Genomic DNA, 25,696 nt, shown 5'->3' with positions numbered 1-25,696 from the left:
CGTTTGCGAAAAAAACTAAGCTTTTGAATTAGCTATTTAAATTACATGGACGTAATACGATGAAATTGATTTTTGTGCATGGCTGGAGTGTGACTAATACCTCCACATACGGCGAGTTACCACAATCTTTAGTGGCTAAAGCTAGCGCTGCAGGTTTGCAGCTAGATTTAGAACACATCTATTTGGGTAAATACATTAGCTTCCATGATGAAGTATCGATGGATGATATCGCGCGAGCTATGCAGCAAGCCTTATTGGATTTACCCGGTAACGAAACAGGCATTCAAGAATTCTCTTGTATTACCCATTCTACTGGTGGGCCTGTTGTGCGTTCTTGGGTTGATAAGTATTACGGTGCGGCAGGTTTAGCTTCGTTACCGCTTAAGCATTTAGTGATGCTAGCACCAGCTAACCATGGCTCTAGTTTAGCGGTGTTAGGCAAACAGCGAGTTGGGCGTATCAAATCTTGGTTTGCGGGTGTTGAGCCAGGCCAAAGAGTATTAGATTGGCTGTGCCTGGGTAGCCAAGGTCAGTGGCAGCTAAATGAAAATGGCATGGCTTATGATTATGTTGGCAACAGCTTTTATCCCTTTGTATTAAGTGGACAGGGGATTGATACTAAGTTCTATGATTTTTTAAATGGCTACTTGGTAGAGTCTGGCTCAGATGGCGTGGTACGCGTAGCGGGTGCCAATATGAATTACCGTTATTTTGCTCTAGAGCAGTCTGAAGAGCAGCTGACGGGTTTTCAAGGTAAAGCATATCGACTAAACCCTAGCGAAGTTGAGCCTGTTCGGCGCCCTGCAGAAGTGCCTATTGGGATACTAAGTGAATTTAGTCATTCAGGGACAAAAATGGGCATTATGGCAAATAAAGCAAGCTCTGCTAATCATCATATCGTTGTTGACCAAGTGCTTGCATGTTTGCAAGTAAACAGTGCCAGCGATTACCAACAACGCAGTACTGAGCTAACGCAGTTAAGCCAAGCCGAACAAGCTAAAGTGCCGCTCGGTAAAAAGCGAAGCATTGGTAAATATTGCATGTTGGTTGTGCGGGTTAGAGACCAAACTGGCGAGCACATCCACAATGAAAACTACGATGTTTTGCTACTAGCAGGTAAAGGTTATAAACCTCATCAATTACCGGATGGCTTCTTTGTCGATAAGCAAATGAATAAAGCGACACACAGCTTGGTGTATTACATTGATGCCGACAAAATGTCGCAAATTAAAGATAACTGTTTTGGACTGCAAGTGATGGCTAGACCAAACAAGGGCTTTTCTTTTTACACCAACACCCAGTTTCGCTCTGAGGGTTTAGCCATCGATGAGGTGTGTGCTGCTAATCAAACCACCTATATCGATATCACCATTCATCGCGATGTCGATAAAAATGTGTTTAGGTTTGCGTCTGCTAAAGCGCCACGAGAAAGCTTTAAGAACATAAAACCCTCTGGTGATACTATTTCTTGAAACTGTCGGGAGAAAACTAGTTGTTTAAACTTATCGCAATAGCTTTAGCACTGTTTTATTGCATCTCAGCGAATGCAGGCTGTGGAAGAGATGTGTTTGAGTGCCGAGTTTATCAAGGTGATGAGATAACGCTTATGCCTTGTGAGATAAAAATCTGTGCCAGCGCTAACGATTCAACCATCTATTGGGAACTGCAAGATGGCACCGAAATTTATGATCATGCGGAGCAAGGCTTTAATGAAGTCACCATTAATAAGGAAGCGGCGCAGCAGCTTCCGAGTGACATCTTAAAAGACCCAGTAACTTGTTACAGTGCACTGGGTAAGGCGATGATTATATGTGCTGACAACGTATCGTTATAGGCACTACAGCATATAGCGAAGTCGTAAGCCAAAAATGGTATCTCCAGCTGTGTTTACGCCTTTGGTGGCTGCTTTGGTAAAGTAGTATTGAATATCAGGCGCAATGCTTAAGCGATTAGTCAGTTTTATATCGTAGTAAATCTCGACTGACTTTTCGTTACCGTGTTGTTTGCGGATCCTATCAACGGGTTCTACTTCGGCGTATCCAATGCCTAAAACATCTTGGTTATCTATCAAATCAATTATCACTAGGCCGGCCACGGCAACCGCTTTAGTTTTTGCAGCATAACGTTGATAAGAGCGATTGTAGCGAGCAAATATACCTAGTTTGCCAAAGTCTTGGCTTATACTCACCGATAAAGTTTGACCGGCCTTATTTGCCTCTAACTCATTTGCTGAGGTATGTGAGCTAGTTGTATCGTCAATGTCTGCAAGACTGATTTTGTACTCACCTTCACCAAAGTCAAAGCTTGGTGTTAGCCCTAGCTCGAGGTGGCGTACAAATTTCCCATCACTAAAGCTACGAATGTCGATATCTTTGCCGTTAGGTTTCGCATCGTTAAACCCCACCTGCACATAGGCCCATTGGTTTTGAACTGACAATGTCGCGCCTAGTGCACGTTGACCACTAGTCCAACTTAAGCCTTGGTGTGAAAATGGCGAGGCCATAAAGGTGCTACGGTCATCACTTAGATATTTGTTGGTTGCCCATAGTCGGGTGGTGTAAAGGTGTCCTAGGCGATAGGTGAGTCCATGGTTTAGTAAGCTATGTTCCCACCATAAGCCGTTAATTGCGGTGATGTTTTGGTCTGGTCCTGTCATTCCACCATTTGGTTGACTTGGCCCTAATCCGACATCTTCGGCAAATTTTCGGGTATAGCTGTTGTTAAGCATGTTAACCATCACGCCGGCAAACACTAGCTTGCCGTAACCTTGTTGGTCTTCCCAAAATCGCTTGGTAATAATCAGGTCGGTTTCGTTATCAAGGTAGTTATGTCCATGGCCGTCGGTTTGGGCAATAGGCGCAATTTGGATTTGATAGTCTAAGCCATGATTTACCGACAAGTAACGTTTCATGCTTTGATAATTGCTTAGTTCATCGACATCACTCAGCAAGGGTTTGTGGTTGTAAGGGGAAACCTGTTTGGACAAATCTGCAAATTGTTGCGCTTGCAAACCCTTACTTAGTCCTAATGCTAACAGTGATAAACAAATCAGAATTTGTACGCTTTGCATGATGATGTCTCAGTAAATATTGGGTGACATATTCTCTTATGCAAACATCTAACTGTTGAGTAAATTACGGTTTACTCCCGTTAATACAATAAGTTAACGCTTCTTACCTGGCTGTTTGTTACCTAAAGTTACCTAGCTCCGGTTTTGCGTTCTGCTTAACGCTCCAGTGTGTAACTGCTTAGCCAGTTAGCCTTGATTTACTGTTACTTTAGTTTTGTTAATACAGGAGCAAACTTATGTGGGTGTGTTTATGTGAACAGATTAACGAACAAGCATTGACAGTTAGTTATGTGCAAGGTTTAAAAACGGTTAAGCAGTTAAAACAAGCAAAGCAGTTGGGTAGCACCTGTGGTAAGTGCATTCGATTAGCAAAACAGAAGCTTGCACAATTAGATAGCTCGCTTATTCAAGTAAGCCTGCTAACTGAGGAGCGCTAAGTAGCGAAGCGACTAAACTTTAGTCGTTATGAGTGTTGTACATGTATTAAATGATAAAAATTCATTTAATACATAGAGCTAGAGCGGCTACACTGATATCTGTAAATTTTGCTTACTAACTCGGAGCTCTACTATGTTTAAGGCACTCGTTCTCGATCAAGTTGAGAAACAAACCACTTCTAGCATTCGCCAACTTAATGATACCGACTTGCCCGAGAGTGACGTAATTGTAAAAGTTGATTATTCCTCACTTAACTATAAAGACGGCCTAGCCATTACTGGTAAAGGCAAAATTGTTCGCAATTTCCCCATGGTACCCGGAATTGATTTGACCGGTACCGTTGAGCAATCTCATGACCCTCGTTACGCTGCTGGTGACAAAGTGGTGTTGACCGGTTGGGGAGTTGGTGAAGGCCATTGGGGTGGAATGGCAGAAAAAGCAAGTTTAAAAGCAGATTGGCTAGTTCCTCTGCCTGAGGGCTTAAGTGGTAAGCAAGCCATGATGGTAGGTACTGCTGGTTTTACTGCTATGTTATGTGTACAAGCCTTGGTTGATGCCGGTATTACGCCTGAATCGGGCGAGATCCTAGTTACAGGTGCTAGTGGTGGCGTTGGCTCAGTAGCCGTTACCTTACTTGCTAAGCTAGGATATAAAGTGGCTGCTGTTAGCGGTCGAATAGAACAAAATGGTGCTTTATTAGAAGAACTAGGTGCTAGTAGAGTTATCGACCGTAGTGTGTTTGAAGAGCCTGCGCGCGCCTTAGAAAAACAAGTTTGGGCCGGTGCAGTTGATACCGTGGGTAGCAAGGTATTGGCTAAAGTACTGGCTCAAATGGATTACAATGGTGCCGTTGCCGCATGTGGCTTAGCTGGCGGCTTCGATTTACCAACCACGGTAATGCCGTTTATTCTGCGTAATGTTAGCTTGTTAGGCATAGATTCAGTGAGTTGCCCAAGTGCTAAACGGATTAAAGCGTGGCAGCGTTTAGCTGAGTTGCTTCCAGATAGTTACTACCAGCAAGCGTGCACCGAAGTGGAATTAGAGCAAGTCGCGGAATACGCTGAAGCTATAACGAATGGCCAAGTCACTGGGCGGGTGGTTATCAAGCTATAAAACTTAGTAACTTACGTCAAAGCCGACCAATAAGGTCGGCTTTTTTGTTGCTCTGCTTTTGATTGCTTAGCACTTATTCTACTAATCCCATGTCTTGCACTCGTTTGCTTATTAAGCGGCTACATTCTTGTTTAATTACATTGCGTAGCCAAATTTGCGGAGCAGAGTGCTCGCAGCGTGGGTGCCATAACAGTGAGTAGTCAAAAGGCTTAAATTCAAAAGGCAGCGGTTTAACTACCAGTTGATTCTTTTCCGCGACTAGATAGGCTAAATCAGCGGGAACCGTAATAATCACCGGGACTTGTTCACTAATTGCTAGGGCCGCTTCTAAGTGGTAAGCGCGAAGCAGCAGTTGTGGTTTATCTTGACCAGATAATGCTTCATCCAGCAAGCTTTTAACGCCATCGCTAATGGCTATCATCGCGTGTGGATAAGCTAAATACTCTTTTAGAGTGAGCTCTTTGTTTGCCAATGGGTGATGCTTGGCAAGTAAACAAAATACACTCACTAAACCCAAACTGTCTTTAGCAAGCGGGGCTACTGGTTTGGTTGGTCGACAAATGGCCATATCGCAGCCATCTGCAGATAACTGTTGGGCGAGTTGTTCATGCTGCAAAGGAGCAAATTCGAGAGAGATATTCGGTGCTTCTTGGTAAATCCTTGCTAGGGCAAAGGGCAGAATAGTTTGCATTGCATAGTCAGTAGTGGCGATGGTGAAATGTTGACTACATTCTGCAGGGTTAAACACATTTGGGCTAAGTACCTGACGCAGGTTTTCTAAGGGGCCTTGTAAGGCTTGATTCAATTCTAAGGCTCGCTCAGTAGGCACCAAACCTTGGCCTTGGCGAATAAACAAAGGGTCATTGAGTAAGTCACGTAGGCGGGTTAATACTCTACTCATCGCCGATTGACTAAGACTCAAGCGGATAGCCGCTTTACTTACGCTACCTTCCTCGATGAGCACCTTTAAAGCTATGAGTAAGTTTAGGTCACGACGATAGATTTCTTCTAAGTCCATAATACTAAATACTGTCTAAACAATTGCTTAAGTATGCGTTATTTGCACAGGAGTCGGTATAAATCTTTGGCTTGTAGAAAGCTTTTTAAGAATTAATAACGAAGATGATTCAGAGTTGGTAGGGGAGTTTAGCGCTTGGTTAAGTATTCTAACCGACAAACTGCGTCGGTTAGAACGTTAGTCTTATTCATGTTTTTTATCTTAATGGTGACTTTTTAGTATGGCAGCTACGTCCATTATTACTAAGTAAGAGGCGACTAATGCCAGGAATATTCCTACAAAAATCATAATGTTGTCCTTATTCTCGCGTTTAATTATTAAAACCAACAGTTCCGACAACAGTGCAATGAAGGTTTTAACGATGTATATCTTTCTTATTATTTTTTGCAGCGTATTTAGCTTATAACAGCTAGTACCCTGCATTGCTATTAAAGCTACAAGCTTAAATAGTCATACAATTAAAGCCTATTTTTTGAACAGCTGTCTGTGAGATTGATCTTGTTTTGCTTAAGCAATGGCGCTTTTCAATCAGATTAGTGAAGCTAAACGCCTTAAGTAACAAAATTTGTTAGCGTTAAACCAGTAATAGCAATATGGCTTCTGCCGAAAAACCTGAACGGGAAAATAAGCTATTTGTATTACCAATTTCGGTTTAGAGTGGAACTAAGCCAGAGTGTTTCTCTTGGCTAGCGATACAAAACTAGGCGCAGTTAGCTGGTTAACAAGCCTACTAGTTTTAACCTGTGTTCACTGATACCTGGTGCAACTGGAGAATTTAGCCGCAGGGTTAGTGGTGTTCAAGATCAATACTTAATAAGTTATTAAACAGTTATTTTGCTTTATAGTTTGCCTATAAGTTCGCTCCTCGCAATATCAATATTTTCATTGCTCACTCTGCTTTTATCTAGATTCTACGACTTGTGAAGCCAAAAAGATTAATCGCAAATAGTGCGAAGTCGGTCACTTTACAATCACGATCTTTTGCCACATTATAGTTTTGTATTACTAATACAATATGATCATTTTTACCGTAGTTAGGAGGTTTAAATGGGAACTTATCGCCGGCTAATCATTTAAGAGAGCGAATAGTCTGGAAAGGAAAAGTCATCTGGTTGTATTTCGTTAAATAGGTTTCGGACTATTTAACTACGGATGACCTTAGCAATATTAGTATTTTAACTATTACAATAATATTATTTATACCTACAAGGAGGTTTAAATGAAACCGTCTAAGCTGCTGCTAATCCCTATGAGCACAACTTTTATGTTTGGTTGTTTTGAGGCGCCAGAAGTATACGTTCCGCCACCAGAGCCTACTTACGCCATTGAAGAAGTTACTTGGAACATTACCAGTGCAACGTCTCTTATAGCACCTACATCTGCAGAGTATCCAGAAGTTTACTATTTCGAAAACGATATTCTAAAAATCTATACTTATAACGAAACAGACGATCTCTACACGTACAGCCAGCAGGCTTACACTGTCTCTGAAACAACAATTACTTATGGCGACGTCGATGGTACTTATGAAGTAGTTGATGGCGCCTTATCAATTACTTATACAAAAGACTCTGTAGAGTATACGGACGACGGCACAGAGGTTACCGATCAAGCGGTACTTGATTCTATTGCTGCTGCCGAAGAAGAAGATGGTTCTGGAGTTGAAATTCCTGATGCTGTGAATGAATACCAGTTCTCAAATGGGGATTTTGAATCAGATAGCGGAACTGCAGCGAATGATATCTATGCCTCGTCTGAAGACGTAAACTTTTCTGCTGCTGCCGGTATGGGTGGTGTAGACGCAACAGCGATTACTTTCGATCAGTTTAATGCTGGTTCAGGTGCTTATGGTTATTTGAAGTATGATTCTTCAGAAATTGTTGAAGGTGTAACTTATGGTTCAGATACGCTGTCTACAGAAGAGTCACCTTCGTTCTCTTTAGAAGCTGTAATCAATGCCAACACTGCTGCTGCTGAAAACATGCAAATCGTTCAATTTGCTGAAACCAGCAATAATGATAAAGGCTTTAACTTTTACATTGCTTCAGACCAAACTATTCGCTTTAAGCTTTATGGTGCTGGTGGCAATACTGTTGAAGTGACCGCCGCAACAGCTTTCGAAACAGACAATTGGTATCACTTAGCTGCTGTGTATGACGCAGATGACGGTGATACAGGAACTATCAAGATTTATGTTAATGGTGAACTAGATAATTCTCGCGATGTTTCTGTTGATTACGGCTTTAACACCGAAGATGATTTTTACATTCTGGGTGGTGCAAACAGTAAAGACCGAAACTTCAAAGGTACTGTAGATAACATTGCCACTTGGAGCGAAGCTTTGGATGCGCTGCAAGTTGCTCAGCGTGCATCTCAGTTTGCTAATGGAGAAGAGCCTGTAGATCCACCTGTTGATCCAGATGTACCAGCTGCTAACTATCAGTGGGAATTTTCTACCATTGACGGCGATGCTGCCATCGGTGATTACACCTTAAGTATGAGCAAATCTAGTGATAACCCACGTGAGGTTGTAACCGGTGCATTTGGTACGGGAAGCGCTGTTCAAATTACTCAAGCTGAAGGTGGAAACTTTGGTTACCACTACATTGATGATGTAGATATGTCAACGAGCCCACTAGCAGCAGCTGATGGTGTTATTTCTTTTGAAATACTGTTTAAGTCAACTGACGCTGCATTTAACTCTGATGCTGGTCAAGATTTACAGTTGATTGAAAATGTTGATAGTAGCCGAGGTTATAAATTAGTTATCGACCAGACTACTTTACTTCCTCGATTGAGAATTTATAACGGCTCAAGCTCTACTTCAGTAATTGGTGCAACACCTTTACAAGATGATGAATGGACACACATTGTTGCAACTTACGATGGTACAACTGCAACCGTATATGTAAATGGTGTGCAAGATGCTACTCAAGAGGTTACTGACTTCTTACCGAACGAAAGTACAAGCGACAAGCTTTACATCGGTGGTGGCGCCAACAGTTCACAGAAAAACCTTGAAGGCGCTATCGATAACGTTGCGTTCTGGTTAGACACCTTAACTGCTGAAGAAGTGGCTGCACGCGCTGAAGCATTAGGTTTTACTGTTAACTAATAACATAAAGCTAAACCCTCACCGCTATAGGTGAGGGTTTTGTTTATTTAGCGAGTTCATCTTTTATTGCTCAATTAGATATAAATGGAAACATCGCCGACCAGCAAGCTAGTTGTGATGCAATAGTCGTGAATTTGTAAATCGCCAACAATAGCAGTTCTAAAATGCACCTTATATGGTGCATTTTTCTTTTCAGTAAACGCTCCTCTAAAAGTAAATGTGTCGCCTTCGAAGGTTTACATGCTATCAAGACGTTCTAACACTTCGTAAAGCAATATAGCTGCACCCTAAGTTAGCAATGTCGCCTACCTGCTCACTTGCCATATTATATTTTGTATTTAATTCAATTATCGAATCAATGGACTGAAAAAGGTGATCTGTTAGACGTTTTGTTTCAACAGTAATGCTGATGATCACATTTTGAACGGTTTAGTCTACAAAATGCATTAAAATGATATTGTAATACAATTAATTGTGTTCAATGTAGAGTTATAAACATGAAATCATGCAGTCTAGCAATGTTACTTATTGGTGGTTGTTTACTGAGTGCGAACGTTCTCGCGACTTCAGTAGACTTTCGCCATGAGTACAAAAGTGATACCAAGCAGCATGCTAGCCGAGTAAAGATGGCCCATACCTTCGAAAATAATTTCTCTATGGCTTTAGAGCTTAAATTTAAAGGAGAAGAGGGAAAATTCATGGAAGACTTACAATCAAACGGATCTGAAATCGACCTTGGCTACCGCTATAAAATTAACGATCAATGGGCGCTAATTCCTGGTATGCCTATAGAGTTTGGACAATCAGGAACCACCTATAAACCTCAATTGCGCCTTACTTATACCCCGGAAAAACTGAAAGGTTTCTCTTTAAGTGGTCGTTATCGCCTTGATGTGAAACCGGGTGAAGATGTTAAAAAGTATCGCCATCGCTATACCGCCAACATTGGGTATAAATATCAGCAATGGACATTTGGTCTAGAGGGTAACTATTACTACTCCGACAATTCTGAATATCACCTCTATAACAATGGCCGAACTAATTATGAAAACAACTTTACCATTCATTACAGCATGGGCAGCTGGACGCCTTGGTTAGAGTTTGGTGATGTTTCTGTTTCAAACCAATCTAGTCAGCGAGAGTTAAGAAGCCGCATAGGCCTACGCTATAACTTCTAAAATGTGATCTGTGTATTTGTATTACAAATTATCTCCATGTAGTCTATTTGTATTACTAAAGAGGCCGTTGGCTCTCTAACATTACTTAACCTTTAATTGAGAGTGTAGATATGTCTAATAAAGTTGCATTAATTACCGGAGCAACCGGTGGAATTGGTTTTCAAGTGGCAAAACGCTTAGGTGAAGACGGCTATACCGTTGTTTTGAACGGTATCGAAGATGAAGCCGGCGCAGCGCGCGTTGCTCAATTACAAGAACTGGGTATTGAAGCTGAATACTATAGCTTTGACGTTACTGATGAAGTTGCAGTTACTAGCAATGTGACCAAAATTGGTGAAAAGTTCGGCAAAATTGACGTGCTGGTAAACAACGCCGGTGGCTTAGGCGGTCGAAGCCCTATGGAAGAAATGACCACTGAGTTCTACCGTTTTGTAATGGCGCTAAATTTAGATAGTGCATTTTTTGTATCGCGTGCTGCAATTCCATTCTTGAAGAAAGGTGAAAATGCTTCAATCATTAATTTCACCTCAAATGCTGGTTGGAATGCCGGTGGTCCGGGTGCTGGCATATATGGAGTTTCTAAGGGTGCGGTACATACCTTAACTCGCGCGTTAGCAAAAGAACTCGCGCCAGCTGGTATTCGAGTTAACGCAGTATCTCCTGGTACTATTGATACGCCATTCCATGCTCAAATCAAAGAAACCAAGCCTGAAGTATTTGCTTCTTGGAAAGATAGCATTCTACTAGGCCGCTTAGGTCAACCTGAAGAAGTTGCTTCAACTATCTCTTTCTTGGTCAGCAAAGACGCCTCATTCATCACCGCTGAAACTGTACAGATTGGTGGTGGACAAGCCTTAGGTATCTAATTGCTGCGTTTAGCGCTTTAGAATAGCAAAGCCACACTTACATTAAGTGTGGCTTTTTTAATAGCTGAAAGCACTCAGCGGGTGTTCTTTCTTTGGCAATGAGCTAAGACTTTAGTATTTAAGTGTTACAAATATAGCGATCAAGCCTACATTTGACGGCTTTTTTTGTATCTGGTCTATTACAAATAGGGTAGTATTAGTCATACTAAATGTAGAATGAGTTGTGTTAGCAATGATAAATCCGGCGGATTGGTTATTGCTAACACAATATTTGATTAAGGTTATTTTATGTCTAACGAATTCATGCAAATAGAAGGTGCGTCTCGCAGCCTACATTTGCAAGTTGCGAGAGAGATTGCCCGGGGCATCTTGTCGGGAAGCTTGCCACAGGGCAGCATTATTCCTGGCGAACTCGACTTATGCGAACAATTTGGTGTAAGCCGCACTGCATTACGTGAAGCGATTAAGTTGCTTAACTCTAAAGGTTTATTAGAGTCTCGCCCTAAAATTGGTACGCGTGTGCGTGACCGCGAATACTGGAACTTTTTAGACTCCCAATTACTTGATTGGATGATGGGTTTAAGCAATACAGAACAAGCTTATCAAGAGTTTTTGGCTTTACGCCGTGCTATCGAGCCAGAAGCAGCTGCCTTAGCGGCAAGAAATGCTACTGCCGAACAGCGTATGGGCTTGTCGGCTGTTTTTCAACAGATGTTCGATGTTGCTACCGGGGTTGATGAAGACACTTCGTGGACAGACGTAGATATGGAGTTCCACCGTTTGGTATTCCTATCAACTGGTAATAGCTTTTACATTCCTTTTGCTAACGTACTACGCACCATGTTTATCGGTTTTATTGATCACTCTTCTAAAGAAGGTGGCACCTGTATTGATGAGCATAAAGCAATTTATGATGCGATTATGGCTGGCAATGCAGAAAAAGCGCGTGAAGCTAACCTAGCCTTGCTAAATAACAGTAATCACCGTTTGCCTTCTGATAACGCTGCTTAGTATTACCTCTCTGATAATTGCTAAATGCCGACAGTTATACTGTCGGCATTTTTGTTTCTACTTCCTCTATAACTTGCTCTCTAATTCTTCTTTAAATGACTTTCTTGATTTTTATTTCATGCTTTCAAGAACTTATTTGTTTAGAAGAGGACAAACTATAGAGATAGTGCGTAGTGAAAGGGAGTACAATGCAACAACTTGCCGAGAATGTTTGGGTTGTAGAGGGGCCTAGTGTTCACTTTTTCGGTTTACCGTATTCTACCCGTATGACTATTATCCGCCTGGATAATCAGCAGCTGTGGGTCCATAGTCCAATAGCCTTAAACGATAACTTGCTAACAAATATAGCCTCGCTAGGAGAGGTTAAGTATTTGGTCGCGCCAAATCATCTGCATCATCTGTTTATTGAGCCTTGGCAACAGCAGTTCCCTGATGCTCGCTTGTATGGCACAGAACAACTAATTATTAAGCGTAATGATTTGGATTTTGATGGCGCTTTAACCAACAGTTCAAGTGAAGTTTGGCCTTGGCATCAACAGATAAAACAAGTGCTTTTTACCGGTTCTCCATTGATGCAAGAATGCATTTTTTACCACCCTTCATCAGGTGTACTAATTGTTACCGACTTACTTGAGAACTTTAACCCTGCTGGTTTTAACTGGTGGCAACGTTTATTGGCAAGAATGACCGGTATAGTAGCGCCGAATGGAAAAATGCCGCTAGATTGGCGGCTAAGTTTTATGTTTGGTAAAGCCAAAGCACGCCAACATTTAACCCAGATACTCAACTGGCAAGCTAATACCTTAGTGATGTCGCATGGTGAAATTATTCACGAAGATGCGACTAACTTTTTAAAACGCTCTTTTCGGTGGTTGCTGTAAAGCCACTAGTTGTTAATGGCAAAACCAATACCCAAGCTTTGATTATGTTTGTTGTAATCAATTAAGGATTCACCATAGCCGTTAAAGTACTTAAGGTAGAGCGCTAACTCTTGGCTTATACCGTAGGACCAGCGTAGGTCTAAAGCGCCTTTGTTTTCCTTTTTAAAGTTATTGCGTCCTAAAAAGCTTAAACGCTGGCGCTCATTTATTTGCCATTTGGCCGTTAGCTCACCGTATCCGTAGTAGTCTTCCATGTTAGGGTTATCGTCTTCAGACTCGTCTTCTGGTATTCGATACCATGGCTTAATCGCGATGCTTACCGGGTCTGCATCAAAGCCAAATTCTGCGTACACTCGGTTCCATGAGCGCGAGCGTATTTGTGTTTGTCCGTTTGATTCATGTACTAAGCCAAGGCGCAGCCATTCAGGCGACCATTGTGATTTTTGGTCAGCTTGGCTGTTCCATTGGTAGAAAAACTCGGGTTCATAGTTGGTTTCTCGAATCGAATCTCCCGAGCGCTCATAAGGCTGCCAAAAGGTTTGTTGAGTGTAAGCAAAGCTTAAATTATCACTATCGGTAAATAGCGTGAAAGGAAGCGTGAGGCGGAAACTAAACTGAAATTCTACTTCCATTTTTTCTGGCTGTTGACCGGGCACACCTCCAGCTAAATCAGGGATAGCAGGGGAGGGGTTATATTTAAATGGCAGAATATAGTTATCTCTAAACATGCTCATGCCGGCAAACGTCCATTGGCTACTGGTAGACATCATTTCACGACGGTCGCCGATCCGGTTGAGGGCAACCCCTAAGCCAAAAGACTGGTTGTGGATGTTGTAGTCAAGCATTGACTCGCCATAGCCATTAAAATACTTGGCGTAGAGAGAAAATGCAGGGCTAATGCAGTAAGCAAAACGCAAATCTAAAGCGCCCTTATTATCTGATTGTAGATTATTGCGGCCCATTGCTGTGATGCGGTGGTTACATTGATTGTCACCAAATAAATACCCTACAGTCAGTTCTCCGTAACCATAATAATCGGTGAAGTCACCACCGTTGTTCACTTCGGGACCTACTGGGATCCACGGTTTAAAGGTGATTAACCAATCGTTATAAGAGGTATCAAATTGGGCGTATATTCTCTCCCATGAGCGATCAAAATCACCGTAAGAACCATTTGCTTGATGGCTAAATCCAAGGCTAGCTGCGCGCAACAACCAGCGATTTTTGGCAATGCTAAATTGATCGGGGCGCCAAGTGTAAATGAGCTCGGGCTCGTAATTGGTATCACGAAATGGGGACGAGAAGGGTTTGTTATATACCTGCCAAAAACTTTGCTGAGTATAGGCAATGCTAAAGTAGTCTCTTTCACTTAATAGGTTTTCAGCTACGATGAGCTTGCCACTAATTTGAAACTCAGTTTCTAGGTTGTCGATACCTCTGCCATTTTCGCCTTCTTTAGTGGCTAATACTGAGGAGTAATCACCTAAACTTGGTGGGTTAGGGTTGTATTTCCCTAGCAAAATATAGGTATCGCGATAGGCAACTATCCGAGGACCACCGTCTTGCTCTGCCAAGCTAGTACTTGATAGCGATAGCAGCAAGATACTAAGTACTGTTTTCTTCATTCCGTCCCTGAAAATCTTTGTTAACTAGCAAGCTAGCGTTAGATCAATGATTTAACATTTTTATGTTAGCGGGGAAAAGAAAAAGAAGCGAGCAAACCTAGTAGAAATTCTTTGTGGGTGAATTTAGTTTGGCGCAAGTAAAAGGACGCGAAAGCGCCCTTTGGGTGAATAAGGGGGTTAGTTAAGAGATGCTATAAGCAATAACAACGCCTAAGGCCACAAGCCCTAGAGCAAAAGCAAACTGTATTGCGGTAGACAATAGCGCTAATACAAAACCCGCTACTGCTGTGGTTCGAAAGACCAAAGAGAATAGAATGCTAGTGATAACTAAAGCAACTAAAGAAGGGAAGAGTCCCTCGCCAATAACCATTTCGGTAAACGCTGTAGCTGCTATGGCAGCAATTACAGCAACAAAACAAACATCTATTCCTGAGCGCTCAATCTTGAGCACTTGAGTGCCCAATTTAATCGGTGCAAGCATAATTAGTGTTAGTAGAGAAAGCGTTAATACTATCGTCATTCCTTTAACCTCTATTCGTTGATAACAATCCTTGTTAAACAGTTACCTAAATCAAGTATGTTACTAATTAGGTATGACGAAAGAGTAACCTAAGCTGATAATTCACGACCATTCCCCATTTGGGTTAAATTACTTGTTTGTTAATTAATCAACTTTGGCAAGCTTGTCAGAGCAGGAGATAGCGATAGATGAATATTTTGTTACAGCAGAATGTTGGTAGAGCAGTATGAGCTTGACGCGCGGCAATAAAAAAGCCCCGCTTAGCGAGGCTTTTATAAGAATCAAGAGTATTAAGCTATGTAAACCGCGCCACTCCAGCGTAGGGTTTCGCCATTAATCTCTAATTGATGTTGAGTATCTGATTTCACGTTTGCTTGGTTAGAAACACAAACGGTAATCTGTTTGCCAGACACCAAGTGAATCGCCACTGCTGACGCCACTTTGTTGTGAGCCAATACTTCAACCGAAACAACTTGTCCACGAGCCTCGGTGCTCGCTTCAATCGCTTCATTAAAGTAGCCATGAGTTTCGAACACATTGGCGAATAAATGATCTTTACCTTGCTGACGTAACAGTAATACTGGTTCGCTGCGCAAGTTGAAATCTGGATCGTTTGCACCGGTACGCGCCATAATAACTTGGCTATTTGCTACCGCAGAACTAACCATTGTGTAATAGCTGTTGCCTTGCAACCAAGTGATTAGGCTTGAACCTTCAACTTCTGCTGTTGCTTGATGCCATAGGTGCTGGTAACCATTGTTTTCACCTAAAGGCTTAAGGCGTGCATTGCATTCGTAGTTAAAGTCGCTGCGAATAAACTGGCCAGAGTAGTGAAGGGCGTAATCATAGTTATGCTCTTGCTCGCTTACTAGGCGGAACAAATCCAATACCAAAGGCTTAGCGAAGCCTTCTGCTTCAAACATGATTACACTGCGTTGTTGATCAACTCCAGGGTAGTAGTTGCGTACAAACGCACTCATTGCTTGTAACTGGTTGTCTCCACTTACAAAGAAGTGCTGCTCGCCCCATTTTTCTTCTGCGGTGGCGGTATCACCTTGGTTTTGGCTTTGGTAGTCAACAACCACAGTGTTGTGAGCAATGGTTTGCTTCGCGTAGCTTTTGTTCTCTGGAATGTAACGGCCGCCAAATTTTGGCTCTACATTTACCCAGCGGCCAAAGCCGTAGTCGTGCAATACTTCTTGGCCACGATTAAATAGGTTGAAGTGCAAGCCGTCAAAATGGCCATGGTCTAAGGCCGAGTGAAGTTTGTGGTCACTACCATGCTGGCCGAACCAAAGTAGCGCCATGCTGTCGTCTTGCTGAGCATCACGGTGGCGCAAAATTGCTACGCCGCCTCGGTCGCCTTCAGCGCCGTCGGTTAATACTAAGCTGCCCCAGTTAAAGCCACCAATACTTGCAGCATTTTCACTAGCATCCGATAGGCTGGCACCAGAACCATGCACCCAAACTTTAGCTTGGTGTTTGGCCATAGCCACTAAGTTGGCATCACGTTGGTAACGGCTAAAGCACATGCTGGTAGCAATCAAAATACCTTCGTCGTTAATGTCCATGGTTTTTGATGAATCATTAAGTGCAGGTAATACACCATTAGGGAAGGCAGTAGCCATTACTGCGTAGGTTGTAGTTTTAATAACCTGATCTTTTAGTTGGTAAATACCAATCTCTGGTTGGCGACGCTCAATAGCTTCGGCAAACAAGAAGATTGGACGCAACGAAAAGCGGTGGTAGTAAGGACCTTCCATGTAGTAACCGTCAGGAGAAAACAGCTGAGTAAGCTGAGCAATAAAGCCGCCGCTTACGCTATCACCTTTAAGGCCATACAAGGCTTTATCTACGCTGGCTTGGTCTTGAATTGCGTAACCACAAATACCAACACCTGCTACTGCCCACAAACCGTGGTTGTGCACAATATCAAAGTCGTGGGCGTACACGTCTACAAACAGCTCAATCATCAACTTAAATAAGTCATTTTCGATCAGTGTTTGCTCGTCTTCTGCCAACTTATGACGAATGCAAGAATAAGCACATGAGGCGTACAGCATCCACATGTTCTCGTTCAATGTTTGATGGAATAAACGCCCTGGTGGGTTTGAGTCTCGGCTAGTGTTTAGCTCTAAAGTAGGGTACACCTTGGCGTATTCAACCAGCATGCTACGTGCATAATCTAGGTAGCGTTGGTCTTCAGTAATTAGGTACAAGCGGCCCGCTAAATCCAAGTGGATGTAGTTTTGCTTGTGGCGGTTATGCTCATAACCGCCTGCTTCACCGTGGCCTGGGATCTCAATGCCTAAAGGCATGTAGGCTTCTAGTGCGGCAACTTCTGCCGCGATAGATTGACCAATCAGCGAATCGGTATTTAGATGCTTAGCGAGCTCTTTTGCTTCTTCAAAGCTTATCAATAATGGTTGGTAAGTCATGGTTAACCTCGGTTCTTTTCTAACGCCAGAGATCCCTGCCAGCAATAAGTTTGTTGATTATGTTCAATAGTGTGCTGAGTTTCAGCGCTTACATCGCGTTGGTTGCTAAGCATTACGGTGAAATCAATGCCTTCACCTTTAACTTCAATAACGCTGCCAATGTCGTTGCTTACAACTACAGTAACTTGGTTTACTTTGCCGCGAGCATTAGTACTGGCTTCTACAGCTTCGTTAAAGTAGCCGTGCGTTTCTAATACGTTAGCAAATACCGTAGATTTAGCTTGGCGGCGTAAAATAAAGCTGGTTTCGCTGCGCAGGTTAAACTCTGGGTCGTTAGCGCCTACGCGAGTGAAGAACAGCTCGTCGTTTGCTTCGCTGGCACTAATCCAAGAATAGTAGCTATTGCCTTGTAGCCAGCTTACTAAATTGTTTTCAGAGGCTTTGCCCTGCGCTTCGTTCCACAAATGTTGGTAACCAAAGCTGTCACCCATTGGTGCCAATTCTTTATGTGTATGGTAATCGCTTGTACAACGTACAATTTGACCTTGGTATTGTAGGGCGTAGTCGTAGCTATGTTCGGTGTCGCTAGATAAACGGAAAACGTCAAGTAATAGCGGTGCTTCTAGTGCGTCATCGTTAATGAGTACTGCACTGCGTTGTTGGTCAACGCCAGGGTAAAACTCTTCAGCAAAGGCACTTACCGCTTGTAGATCTTGGTTGCTACTTTCGAAGAAGTGCGGAATGCCGTGTTTGCTGTCTGCCAATTCTACATCGAAGTTGTTTTGACAAGCTTGGTCTACAGCAACTGCGTTGTGAGCAACGGTTTGGCGTGCATAAGATTTGTTTTCATCTAAATAACGTCCACCAAATTTTGGCTCTACATTTACCCAGCGGCCAAATCCGTACTCTTTAAGTACCTCTTGTCCACGGTTGAAGAAGCTAATGCCTAAGGTGTCGAAGTGACCATGTCCCATGCCGTGTTGGCCATAGTTCATTACCAATTGGCTTACGTCACCGTCTTTGCTTTGCATACGAACAAAGCCTTGTGCGCCGCGATCACCATTTGGACCTTCGTTTAACTCAACACTTGGCCAGTGAGGAAGGGCTGTGTTGGTTGACTCTTGGTAAGCTTTTGACAAGGCCGCGCCGCAGCCATGTAACCAAACTTGCTGCTGAATTTTAGCCATGCCAAGCAGTTTTTCATCGTGGCCGTAGTGTTTGTAAGCTAAGCTCACTGCCACTACTACACCTTGATCTTTAATGTCCATCGTTAACGAGGCATCGTTTAGCGCCGGGAACACACCGTTAGGGTAGGCAGTAGCTAACATCGCTTTAATGGTTTTACCAATCACTTGGTCTTTGTAGTTAAAGATGTCTAGCTCTGGACGATGGCGGTGCAATACTTCGGCAAATAAACACAGTGGGCGAATCGCATAGCGATGGTAGTAAGGCCCTTCCATGTAGTAGCCTGATGGCGCAAACAGTTGGCTAATTTGCGCTAAGAACCCACCCGTAACATCGTCACCTTTTAGGCCATGTACCGACATTTCTACATATTCTGGTTTGCCAATGGCTAGACCACAAATACCTACCGCTGCCACTGCCCAAAGGCCGTGGTTGTGAATGCGGTCAAAATCAAAACCGTATTTGTCGGTAAACATATCCAACATAGGTTGAAATAGTTGGCTTTCGATATGTTTAACTTGCTCTTCGTTTAACCAGTGCTTAATACAGCTGTAGCCTAAACTTGAATACAAAAGCCACACGTGTTCGTTAAGAATCTGGTGAAACAAACGCCCTGGTGGGTTGGTATTGCGTTGAATATGAAAGCCAAAGCCTAGGTACTTGTCGGCATACTCGGTCAGTATGTCTGCGGTGTATTGGGCGTATTGCTCTTCACCGGTAATAAGAAATAAGCGACCCGCTTGATTAATGTACTGGTAGTTCTGCTTGTGACGGTTGTGCTCGTAACCACCCGCTTCGCCATGGCCAGGTACTTCAATAGGCTTAGCCATATAAGCCTGAGTTTCGCTAATCATTTTGGCTAAGCTTAAACCCATTAAGCTTTTGGTGTTTAGCTGTTGGCTAATTTCAGCAATTTCCTGCTGGTCTAGTAACACTGCATTTAAATTCGCAAGCATTTGAAACCTCATACACATAATTTATTGATATAAAGTAATACAAATAAAAAATGAATTCAGCATAATCAGGTAAAAAAGTGAACTTACTCACAATATATCTTTTTGCTGTTTATTCGTTCTACAGCATTGTAGCTTAGTTGTTGAAGCTATGTAGCATGAGGCTGGATTTGCCTTAAAATTAATCAAAACAAGCTAAGCAAAAAATAATTGGATCTTCATCACACATAAAGTGTTTTTGTATTACAATATAATTAATTTGTAATACACTTAGCTGGCTTTAATTATTTCACACTTAACTTTTGACCTTCAGAGGCGGCTATGAGTATTGATATCGTTGTTGTACTAGCCTACTTCGTATTTTTAATTGCGATAGGTTGGATGTTTCGTACTTTTACATCTTCCACCAGTGACTACTTTAGAGGCGGCGGTAAAATGCTGTGGTGGATGGTAGGTGCGACAGCATTTATGACTCAATTTTCAGCATGGACCTTTACTGGAGCAGCAGGGAAAGCATTTAGCGACGGTTTTGCCATCGTTATCTTGTTCTTAGCCAACGCGTTTGGCTACTTTATGAATTACATATATTTCGCTCCGAAGTTTCGACAACTTCGTGTAGTTACTGCAATCGAAGCGATTAAAAAACGTTTCGGCCGTACCTCTGAGCAATTTTTTACTTGGCTAGGCATGCCCGACAGTTTGATTTCTGCCGGTGTATGGTTAAACGGTTTGGCAATTTTTGTTGCTGCTGTTTTCAACATTCCTATGGAAACCACGATTATTTTCACCGGTGTAGTATTGGTGATAATGGCTGTAACCGGTGGTTCTTGGGCGGTTGTTGCGTCTGATTTCATGCAAATGTTAGTGATAATGGCGGTAACAATTACCTGTGCTATTGCTGCTTACTTCCATGGTGGCGGTCTAACCAACATCATTGGTAACTTCCATGGCGACTTTGTGATGGGCAGTAACCTTAACTATGTAAGCATTTTCTTATTGTGGATTGTATTCATCTTCGTGAAGCAATTCGGGGTAATGAATAACAGCATTAATGCATACCGCTACTTATGTGCCAAAGACAGTGATAACGCACGTAAAGCTGCTGGTTTAGCTTGTGTGTTGATGATTGTTGGTCCGCTTATTTGGTTCTTACCACCTTGGTATGTAAATGCCTTTATGCCTGACTTTGCGGAAGCTTATAGCACCGTAGGTGGCAGCGATGCAGCGTACTTAGCCTTTGTTCAAAACGTTATGCCAGCAGGTATGGTGGGTTTGTTAATGTCGGCAATGTTTGCCGCTACGATGAGCTCTATGGACTCGGGTCTTAACCGTAATGCAGGTATCTTTATTCGTAACTTCTATTCACCGATTTTACGTAAAGAAGCAGCCAGCGAAAAAGAGCTTATTGTTGCAAGTAAAGCCGCAACGATATTCATGGGCTTTGTGATTATCTCGATTGGCCTATTTATTAACTCGCTACGTCATCTAAGCCTGTTTGACATTGTATTGAACATTGGCGCGTTGATTGGCTTCCCAATGCTGATTCCTGTGCTACTTGGTATGTGGATCCGCAATACGCCTGATTGGGCAGGGTGGGCAACCTTAGTAGTTGGTGGTGTGGTGTCTTATGTATTTGGTATCGCGTTAACTTCCGACGACATTCAAAACTGGTTTGGCTTAGAGCAAGCGTTAACTGGTCGTGAATGGGCTGACCTGAAAGTAGGACTTAGCCTAGCTGCACACGTGATATTTACCGGTGGTTTCTTTATTGGCTCAACCTTGTTCTTTAAAGGGCGTACGCCAGAGCGTGAAGCTGAAGTAGCTGAGCTGTTCCGCGATTGGAATACTCCAGTACATGCAAACACTGAAGAGCAACACAACCTAGATACTAAACAGCGTTCAATGTTGGGTAACTTAATTAGTGTTGCTGGTTTCGGCATCATCACCATGGCATTGATTCCAAATGACATTTCCGGTCGAGCACTGTTTGTTCTGTGCGGAACCATAGTATTGGTAGCTGGGATCTTGTTGGTACAAGCTTCTAGAAAACCAAATAAAAACTTAGACACAGAAGCGATAACGGAATAAACGCGAGAGGCTTAAGCCAAGGCGAGTGAGTCTCGCCTTGGTAAAAGAAGGATTTACCTTAAGCACAACTGAAAACTAACCATAACGAGAAACATTATGACAGCATTTTTTAATTCAGCAGAAACTCCTTGGGATGACCTTGGCGATGGCGTTACCCGTAAAATTGTGGGTCACACCGACCAGTTAATGGTTGTTCACGTACGTTTTGAAAAGGGCGCTATTGGTGCTCCACATGCCCACGAATTTCACGACCAAATTGGTTACGTAGCTGAAGGTAGCTTTGAAGCTGAAATCAACGGCGAAAAAAGAATTGTTAAGAAAGGTGATGCTTACATCGCCCCGCGTACTTTCATGCATGGTGCAGTTGCGCTGGAAGAAGGTAGCGTATTAGTAGATTGTTTCTCACCACCGCGTGAGGACTTCTTGTCTTAAGAGGAAACATTCATGACTGAGTTAAAAGTCGCCTTTATTGGCGAATGCATGGTAGAACTGCAGCAACAAGAAAATGGCCTGCGTCAGAGCTTTGGTGGCGACACGCTAAATACAGCGGTTTATTTTTCGCGTATTAGCCAAAATGCCAAAGCTAGCTATGTTACCGCACTTGGCCGCGATGCCTTAAGCGAGCAAATGATCGCAACATGGCATGCCGACAATATTGATACCCACTTGGTACAACGTTTAGAAGACAAGTTACCTGGTATTTATATGGTTCAGGTAGACGAGACTGGCGAGCGCAGCTTTTTGTATTGGCGCAACGATTCCGCTGCTAAATTTTGGTTAGAGCGTGCTAGTGACGCTTTAATTGAAGAGCTGACTAATTACGATGTAATTTACTTGTCGGGAATTAGCATTGCAGTGTTGCCAGAAGCATCTCAAGAGAAGCTTTTCCAAGTTTTAGCTCAGTGTAAAAACAACGGGGCGAAAGTTGTATTTGATAACAATTTCCGCCCAGCTTTATGGCAAAGTAAACAACAAGCTATCGACGCATATGCCAAAGTTCTAGCCTGCACTCATACTGCTATGCTCACCTTTGATGATGAGCAAGAGATTTATGATGATGCACATATAGAGCAATGCATAGAGCGTACTTTAGCGCTAGGTGTTAGCGAATTAGTGATTAAGCGCGGTAGTAAAGATTGTTTAATCGTTACTGAAGACGGCGCAATTAGTGTTCCAGCTACAAAAGTTGCTAATGTGGTTGATACCAATGCTGCGGGCGACTCATTTGCTGCAGGTTACTTGGTTGCTCGTTTACACGGTGCAAATACCGAACAAGCAGCATTAACTGGCCATAAAGTGGCTGGTACAGTTATTCAGCATAAAGGCGCAGTAATTGACGCCGCACATATGCCAAAGATTCAGCTATTATTTACCGCAGATGCGGTGTAAGAACTAGGAACAAAACATGAACTTAAATGAACAACTTCAAGCGCTTAAAGTAATTCCTGTTATCGCTATTGATAACGCAGATGATGCTGTGCCATTGGCAAAAGTATTGGTAGATAATGGTTTACCTTGTGCTGAAATTACTTTCCGCACGCCAGCTGCGGCTCAAGCAATTGCTAACATGCGCGAAGCCTACCCAGACATGCTAATTGGTGCGGGCACAGTATTAAACAGTGGCCAAGTTGATCAGGCTATCGAAGCAGGTGTTGATTTTGTGGTTAGCCCTGGTTTCAACCCAACAACCGTGCGTTACTGTCAGCAGCGTAACATGCCGATTATTCCTGGTGTTAATAACCCTTCATTGGTTGAGCAAGCGATGGAAATGGGTTTAGACACCTTGAAGTTTTTCCCAGCAGAGCCTTCAGGCGGCGTAGGCATGTTAAAAGCGTTAACAGCGGTTTACCCAGTTAAATTTATGCCAACGGGTGGTGTATCGGTTAAGAACATTAACGATTACCTAAGCATTAATGCTGTACTTGCTTGTGGCGGTACTTGGATGGTTCCAGCGAATCTAATCAAAGAACAAAACTGGGATGCTATCGCTGAGCTAGTTAAAGCTATCGATTTAAACTAGTATTTAGTTTTGTATAAAAAGCCCTTGCAGAGCAATCTGCAAGGGCTTTTTTGTGTTGTATCAATATTGCATTTATTGGGGCTGGTAGAGTAAAGCTATGCATTGACTCGGAGTGCAAAGCACATGGATTATATTCAGCTTAATCATGACAACATCGAGAATGAGCATATTTGCTGCGGCTTTTCTGATAAGAAATGTGCCAACAGTTACCAAGCAAAAAAACAATGGATGAGTCAGCAGTTTGAACAAGGGTTTGTATTTCAGCGCTTAGATGAAAGAGCCAAGGTCTTTATTGAGTATCAAGCTGCCGAGCAAGCATGGTTACCCATTGTTGCGCCACAGTATTTGGCACTTGGTTGTTTTTGGGTATCTGGTAAGTATAAGAAGCAAGGTCATGGCAAAGCCCTGTTGGCGAAGGCGCTTGGTGCAGCTAAAGAAAACAACAAGCTAGGTTTGGTTACCGTTGTAGGCAAGAAAAAATACCACTTTATGAGCGATACCAAGTGGCTGATTAGGCAAGGCTTTGTAGTGGTTGATGAGGCGCCAAATGGCTTTTTGCTCTTAGCGTATCAATTCCCCAATTCTGCAGACGAGCAAAACCCGCGTTTTGCAGACTCGGTGCTTAAAGCGGATCTTAGCAATGCTCAGCGAGGTTGCCTTGTATATTATTCTAATCGCTGTCCATTTGCTGAGTATCATGTCTTAGAATCTCTGCAGCAAAGTTGTGTTAAGCGGAACATCCCGTTAAGCATTGTTAAATTAGATAGTGTAGAAAAAGCGCAAAATTGCCCTTGTCCACAAACTATCTTTAGCCTGTATTATCAGGGGCAATTTATTACCACTGATATAAGCGCTTGTATGGATAGTCGTTTTGATAAGTTTATTACGCCTTAGGCGTAATTTTGAGGAGAGTAATGGCTAAAGTCATTTTTCTGTGTGGTTTTATTGGTTCAGGTAAAACTACTTACGCAAAAAAGCTAGCGGCGGAGCTTCCGGCATTTCGTTTCACCATGGATGAGTGGATGATCCCTTTGTTTGGTGAGCATATGGAGCGCGAGATATTTGATGCGCGACAAGCTACTCTTTATGGCTTGTTTCAACAATCTGCAATATCGTTATTGAAGTTGGGAAACTCAGTTGTGTTTGATTGCGGCCTTTGGCAAAAAACAGAGCGAATAGAAATGGCTCAGTGGGCCCAAGCCGAAGGCTTTGAGTTTGAGATTCACTATCTAGACGTAACTTTTGAGCAATGTTGTGACCGGGCTTATTCTCGCAATAAGCAGCGCGGTGAGAACGCTTACGAAATGACACCCGAGATGATGGAGATGTTTTGGCAACAATTTGAGAAGCCGAGTGCAGAAGAAGTTGTTATTAGAGTTTGCTCTTAGCGCTTTGCGAAATGGGACCGATGTCTCTTACCTAACTACTTTTTTGTATCTCAATCATAGGTTCTTTCACGGCTCGCTTATTGTTCCGTAGGTATAAACGAGCCCAATTGTAGCTAGTAACAACGCTTCTCACTGCGTTACGCTATCGGCATAATCAATCATTTACCGAAGTAGCCGAATATCTATTTTTTAGGTAGCGCAGTGACAAAACGATATGCATTAAACTCTTGCCCATTGTAGCGGCCGCGAACCTGTACCGACGTCATCGTCATTACACTTGCTACAGATTTTGCGGTTACGGTATGCGACATCGTATTCTCGAAAACACCGAATGATTCTTGATTAACAATCACTCCAGGGCCAGGTGCAATTTTTATAGCTAAGTCTTCTATCTCGCCATCGGATTCAATAATAACCTGATAGCTAAATTCACGATCGACCAAGTCCAATATCTTCGGTGTTACAACTCTAACGCCATCGGGCAGCTTTATTGGTCTATTCAATATTGGGTCATAGCTTCCATGAAATCGTCCGTCCTCGCAGGCTGAGCTTATACTTGGTGTAAGCAAGCAGAACAAACTCAATAGTATTAATAGTGGTCCATTTTTTACATTAAACATCAGTAACTTGCCTTTTGTGAAACTTCTTACCTATCTGCTTTTTAAAATCCTAAGTTAGGTGGAAGTAAATATTTTTAATGATTAATCATTGCAGTAATTCCAATTGTTATCAGTATGTTTAAGGTCAAACATCGATCTACTCCACAATAATGGTTAACCAATATGGATC

The 25,696-nt window shown here is 42.6% G+C and carries 22 protein-coding genes; 15 read left to right on the top strand and 7 right to left on the bottom strand.

Going from position 1 to position 25,696, the window contains the following annotated elements; all coding sequences use genetic code 11:
- The first annotated feature begins 59 nt into the window (after positions 1 to 59).
- Complete coding sequence (locus OAG1_RS12660) at positions 60 to 1,472, top strand: phospholipase (RefSeq protein WP_338621533.1); 1,413 nt, start codon at positions 60 to 62, stop codon at positions 1,470 to 1,472.
- 20 nt (positions 1,473 to 1,492) lie between these two features.
- On the top strand, positions 1,493 to 1,834 hold the full coding sequence (locus OAG1_RS12655; RefSeq protein ID WP_338621532.1) for a hypothetical protein: 342 nt from the start codon (positions 1,493 to 1,495) through the stop codon (positions 1,832 to 1,834).
- Between the two features lie 3 nt (positions 1,835 to 1,837).
- Here the strand turns inward: OAG1_RS12655 and OAG1_RS12650 are convergent, their stop codons facing one another.
- Positions 1,838 to 3,070 carry a carbohydrate porin gene (locus OAG1_RS12650; protein WP_338621531.1) on the bottom strand — a complete coding sequence of 411 codons (1,233 nt, stop codon included), beginning with the start codon at positions 3,068 to 3,070 and terminating at the stop codon, positions 1,838 to 1,840.
- 236 nt (positions 3,071 to 3,306) lie between these two features.
- On the opposite strand from OAG1_RS12650, the gene OAG1_RS12645 reads away from it, so the two are divergent.
- The gene (locus OAG1_RS12645; RefSeq protein WP_338621530.1) at positions 3,307 to 3,507 is read left to right on the top strand and encodes a (2Fe-2S)-binding protein; all 201 of its coding nucleotides are present in this window, start codon (positions 3,307 to 3,309) and stop codon (positions 3,505 to 3,507) included.
- A 133-nt stretch (positions 3,508 to 3,640) separates the two neighbouring features.
- Positions 3,641 to 4,621, top strand: a complete 981-nt coding sequence (locus tag OAG1_RS12640) for an MDR family oxidoreductase (RefSeq protein WP_338621529.1) — start codon at positions 3,641 to 3,643, stop codon at positions 4,619 to 4,621.
- 73 nt (positions 4,622 to 4,694) lie between these two features.
- On the opposite strand, the gene OAG1_RS12635 is transcribed toward OAG1_RS12640, so the two are convergent.
- Positions 4,695 to 5,639 (bottom strand): LysR family transcriptional regulator, encoded by a 945-nt coding sequence (locus OAG1_RS12635; RefSeq protein ID WP_338621528.1) that lies wholly within the window; start codon positions 5,637 to 5,639, stop codon positions 4,695 to 4,697.
- 1,219 nt (positions 5,640 to 6,858) lie between these two features.
- Between OAG1_RS12635 and OAG1_RS12630 the strand changes: the two genes are divergently transcribed.
- The 5 genes from OAG1_RS12630 to OAG1_RS12610 all read left to right on the top strand — a co-directional run bounded on the left by OAG1_RS12630 (position 6,859) and on the right by OAG1_RS12610 (position 12,690).
- Positions 6,859 to 8,754 carry a LamG domain-containing protein gene (locus OAG1_RS12630; protein WP_338621527.1) on the top strand — a complete coding sequence of 632 codons (1,896 nt, stop codon included), beginning with the start codon at positions 6,859 to 6,861 and terminating at the stop codon, positions 8,752 to 8,754.
- Between the two features lie 497 nt (positions 8,755 to 9,251).
- Positions 9,252 to 9,932 carry an oligogalacturonate-specific porin KdgM family protein gene (locus tag OAG1_RS12625; protein WP_338621526.1) on the top strand — a complete coding sequence of 227 codons (681 nt, stop codon included), beginning with the start codon at positions 9,252 to 9,254 and terminating at the stop codon, positions 9,930 to 9,932.
- A 110-nt stretch (positions 9,933 to 10,042) separates the two neighbouring features.
- Complete coding sequence (locus OAG1_RS12620) at positions 10,043 to 10,798, top strand: SDR family NAD(P)-dependent oxidoreductase (RefSeq protein WP_016404002.1); 756 nt, start codon at positions 10,043 to 10,045, stop codon at positions 10,796 to 10,798.
- A 288-nt stretch (positions 10,799 to 11,086) separates the two neighbouring features.
- Positions 11,087 to 11,809, top strand: a complete 723-nt coding sequence (locus tag OAG1_RS12615) for a FadR/GntR family transcriptional regulator (protein ID WP_016404001.1) — start codon at positions 11,087 to 11,089, stop codon at positions 11,807 to 11,809.
- Positions 11,810 to 11,997: 188 nt separating this feature from the next.
- Positions 11,998 to 12,690, top strand: a complete 693-nt coding sequence (locus tag OAG1_RS12610; RefSeq protein WP_338621525.1) for a DUF4336 domain-containing protein — start codon at positions 11,998 to 12,000, stop codon at positions 12,688 to 12,690.
- A gap of 5 nt (positions 12,691 to 12,695) precedes the next feature.
- On the opposite strand, the gene OAG1_RS12605 is transcribed toward OAG1_RS12610, so the two are convergent.
- The 4 genes from OAG1_RS12605 to OAG1_RS12590 form a co-directional block, all read right to left on the bottom strand.
- A complete protein-coding gene (locus OAG1_RS12605; RefSeq protein ID WP_338621524.1) occupies positions 12,696 to 14,315 on the bottom strand; it encodes a phospholipase A in 1,620 nt (539 codons plus the stop codon).
- 181 nt (positions 14,316 to 14,496) lie between these two features.
- The gene (locus OAG1_RS12600; RefSeq protein WP_016403997.1) at positions 14,497 to 14,835 is read right to left on the bottom strand and encodes a hypothetical protein; all 339 of its coding nucleotides are present in this window, start codon (positions 14,833 to 14,835) and stop codon (positions 14,497 to 14,499) included.
- Between the two features lie 290 nt (positions 14,836 to 15,125).
- Complete coding sequence (locus tag OAG1_RS12595) at positions 15,126 to 17,273, bottom strand: heparinase II/III family protein (protein WP_338621523.1); 2,148 nt, start codon at positions 17,271 to 17,273, stop codon at positions 15,126 to 15,128.
- A gap of 2 nt (positions 17,274 to 17,275) precedes the next feature.
- Positions 17,276 to 19,414, bottom strand: a complete 2,139-nt coding sequence (locus OAG1_RS12590) for a heparinase II/III family protein (protein ID WP_338621522.1) — start codon at positions 19,412 to 19,414, stop codon at positions 17,276 to 17,278.
- 318 nt (positions 19,415 to 19,732) lie between these two features.
- Between OAG1_RS12590 and OAG1_RS12585 the strand changes: the two genes are divergently transcribed.
- From OAG1_RS12585 to OAG1_RS12560, 6 genes are all read left to right on the top strand, one after another.
- Positions 19,733 to 21,499, top strand: a complete 1,767-nt coding sequence (locus OAG1_RS12585; protein ID WP_016403994.1) for a sodium:solute symporter — start codon at positions 19,733 to 19,735, stop codon at positions 21,497 to 21,499.
- Positions 21,500 to 21,595: 96 nt separating this feature from the next.
- The gene (locus OAG1_RS12580) at positions 21,596 to 21,931 is read left to right on the top strand and encodes a cupin domain-containing protein (RefSeq protein ID WP_016403993.1); all 336 of its coding nucleotides are present in this window, start codon (positions 21,596 to 21,598) and stop codon (positions 21,929 to 21,931) included.
- Between the two features lie 12 nt (positions 21,932 to 21,943).
- A complete protein-coding gene (locus OAG1_RS12575) occupies positions 21,944 to 22,888 on the top strand; it encodes a sugar kinase (protein ID WP_338621521.1) in 945 nt (314 codons plus the stop codon).
- A gap of 16 nt (positions 22,889 to 22,904) precedes the next feature.
- Positions 22,905 to 23,519 (top strand): bifunctional 4-hydroxy-2-oxoglutarate aldolase/2-dehydro-3-deoxy-phosphogluconate aldolase, encoded by a 615-nt coding sequence (locus tag OAG1_RS12570; RefSeq protein WP_016403991.1) that lies wholly within the window; start codon positions 22,905 to 22,907, stop codon positions 23,517 to 23,519.
- Between the two features lie 123 nt (positions 23,520 to 23,642).
- Positions 23,643 to 24,413, top strand: a complete 771-nt coding sequence (locus OAG1_RS12565; RefSeq protein ID WP_338621520.1) for a GNAT family N-acetyltransferase — start codon at positions 23,643 to 23,645, stop codon at positions 24,411 to 24,413.
- Positions 24,414 to 24,433: 20 nt separating this feature from the next.
- On the top strand, positions 24,434 to 24,907 hold the full coding sequence (locus OAG1_RS12560; RefSeq protein ID WP_338621519.1) for an ATP-binding protein: 474 nt from the start codon (positions 24,434 to 24,436) through the stop codon (positions 24,905 to 24,907).
- Positions 24,908 to 25,089: 182 nt separating this feature from the next.
- On the opposite strand, the gene OAG1_RS12555 is transcribed toward OAG1_RS12560, so the two are convergent.
- Positions 25,090 to 25,410 carry a hypothetical protein gene (locus tag OAG1_RS12555; protein WP_215426499.1) on the bottom strand — a complete coding sequence of 107 codons (321 nt, stop codon included), beginning with the start codon at positions 25,408 to 25,410 and terminating at the stop codon, positions 25,090 to 25,092.
- Between the last annotated feature and the right edge of the window lie 286 nt (positions 25,411 to 25,696).

It is taken from the genome of Agarivorans sp. OAG1, from assembly GCF_037076485.1.
GTDB classification, from domain to species: Bacteria; Pseudomonadota; Gammaproteobacteria; order Enterobacterales; family Celerinatantimonadaceae; genus Agarivorans; species Agarivorans albus.
This window is presented reverse-complemented; position numbering and strand designations above follow the sequence as displayed.

What these genes read in the sequence shown, in the direction of transcription:
- OAG1_RS12660 (WP_338621533.1), top strand. Translation starts at nt 60, where the DNA reads ATGAAATTGATTTTTGTGCATGGCTGGAGTGTGACTAATACCTCCACA.
- OAG1_RS12650 (WP_338621531.1), bottom strand. Translation starts at nt 3,070, where the DNA reads ATGCAAAGCGTACAAATTCTGATTTGTTTATCACTGTTAGCATTAGGA.
- OAG1_RS12645 (WP_338621530.1), top strand. Translation starts at nt 3,307, where the DNA reads ATGTGGGTGTGTTTATGTGAACAGATTAACGAACAAGCATTGACAGTT.
- OAG1_RS12640 (WP_338621529.1), top strand. Translation starts at nt 3,641, where the DNA reads ATGTTTAAGGCACTCGTTCTCGATCAAGTTGAGAAACAAACCACTTCT.
- OAG1_RS12635 (WP_338621528.1), bottom strand. Translation starts at nt 5,639, where the DNA reads ATGGACTTAGAAGAAATCTATCGTCGTGACCTAAACTTACTCATAGCT.
- OAG1_RS12630 (WP_338621527.1), top strand. Translation starts at nt 6,859, where the DNA reads ATGAAACCGTCTAAGCTGCTGCTAATCCCTATGAGCACAACTTTTATG.
- OAG1_RS12625 (WP_338621526.1), top strand. Translation starts at nt 9,252, where the DNA reads ATGAAATCATGCAGTCTAGCAATGTTACTTATTGGTGGTTGTTTACTG.
- OAG1_RS12620 (WP_016404002.1), top strand. Translation starts at nt 10,043, where the DNA reads ATGTCTAATAAAGTTGCATTAATTACCGGAGCAACCGGTGGAATTGGT.
- OAG1_RS12615 (WP_016404001.1), top strand. Translation starts at nt 11,087, where the DNA reads ATGTCTAACGAATTCATGCAAATAGAAGGTGCGTCTCGCAGCCTACAT.
- OAG1_RS12610 (WP_338621525.1), top strand. Translation starts at nt 11,998, where the DNA reads ATGCAACAACTTGCCGAGAATGTTTGGGTTGTAGAGGGGCCTAGTGTT.
- OAG1_RS12605 (WP_338621524.1), bottom strand. Translation starts at nt 14,315, where the DNA reads ATGAAGAAAACAGTACTTAGTATCTTGCTGCTATCGCTATCAAGTACT.
- OAG1_RS12600 (WP_016403997.1), bottom strand. Translation starts at nt 14,835, where the DNA reads ATGACGATAGTATTAACGCTTTCTCTACTAACACTAATTATGCTTGCA.
- OAG1_RS12595 (WP_338621523.1), bottom strand. Translation starts at nt 17,273, where the DNA reads ATGACTTACCAACCATTATTGATAAGCTTTGAAGAAGCAAAAGAGCTC.
- OAG1_RS12590 (WP_338621522.1), bottom strand. Translation starts at nt 19,414, where the DNA reads ATGCTTGCGAATTTAAATGCAGTGTTACTAGACCAGCAGGAAATTGCT.
- OAG1_RS12585 (WP_016403994.1), top strand. Translation starts at nt 19,733, where the DNA reads ATGAGTATTGATATCGTTGTTGTACTAGCCTACTTCGTATTTTTAATT.
- OAG1_RS12580 (WP_016403993.1), top strand. Translation starts at nt 21,596, where the DNA reads ATGACAGCATTTTTTAATTCAGCAGAAACTCCTTGGGATGACCTTGGC.
- OAG1_RS12575 (WP_338621521.1), top strand. Translation starts at nt 21,944, where the DNA reads ATGACTGAGTTAAAAGTCGCCTTTATTGGCGAATGCATGGTAGAACTG.
- OAG1_RS12570 (WP_016403991.1), top strand. Translation starts at nt 22,905, where the DNA reads ATGAACTTAAATGAACAACTTCAAGCGCTTAAAGTAATTCCTGTTATC.
- OAG1_RS12565 (WP_338621520.1), top strand. Translation starts at nt 23,643, where the DNA reads ATGGATTATATTCAGCTTAATCATGACAACATCGAGAATGAGCATATT.
- OAG1_RS12560 (WP_338621519.1), top strand. Translation starts at nt 24,434, where the DNA reads ATGGCTAAAGTCATTTTTCTGTGTGGTTTTATTGGTTCAGGTAAAACT.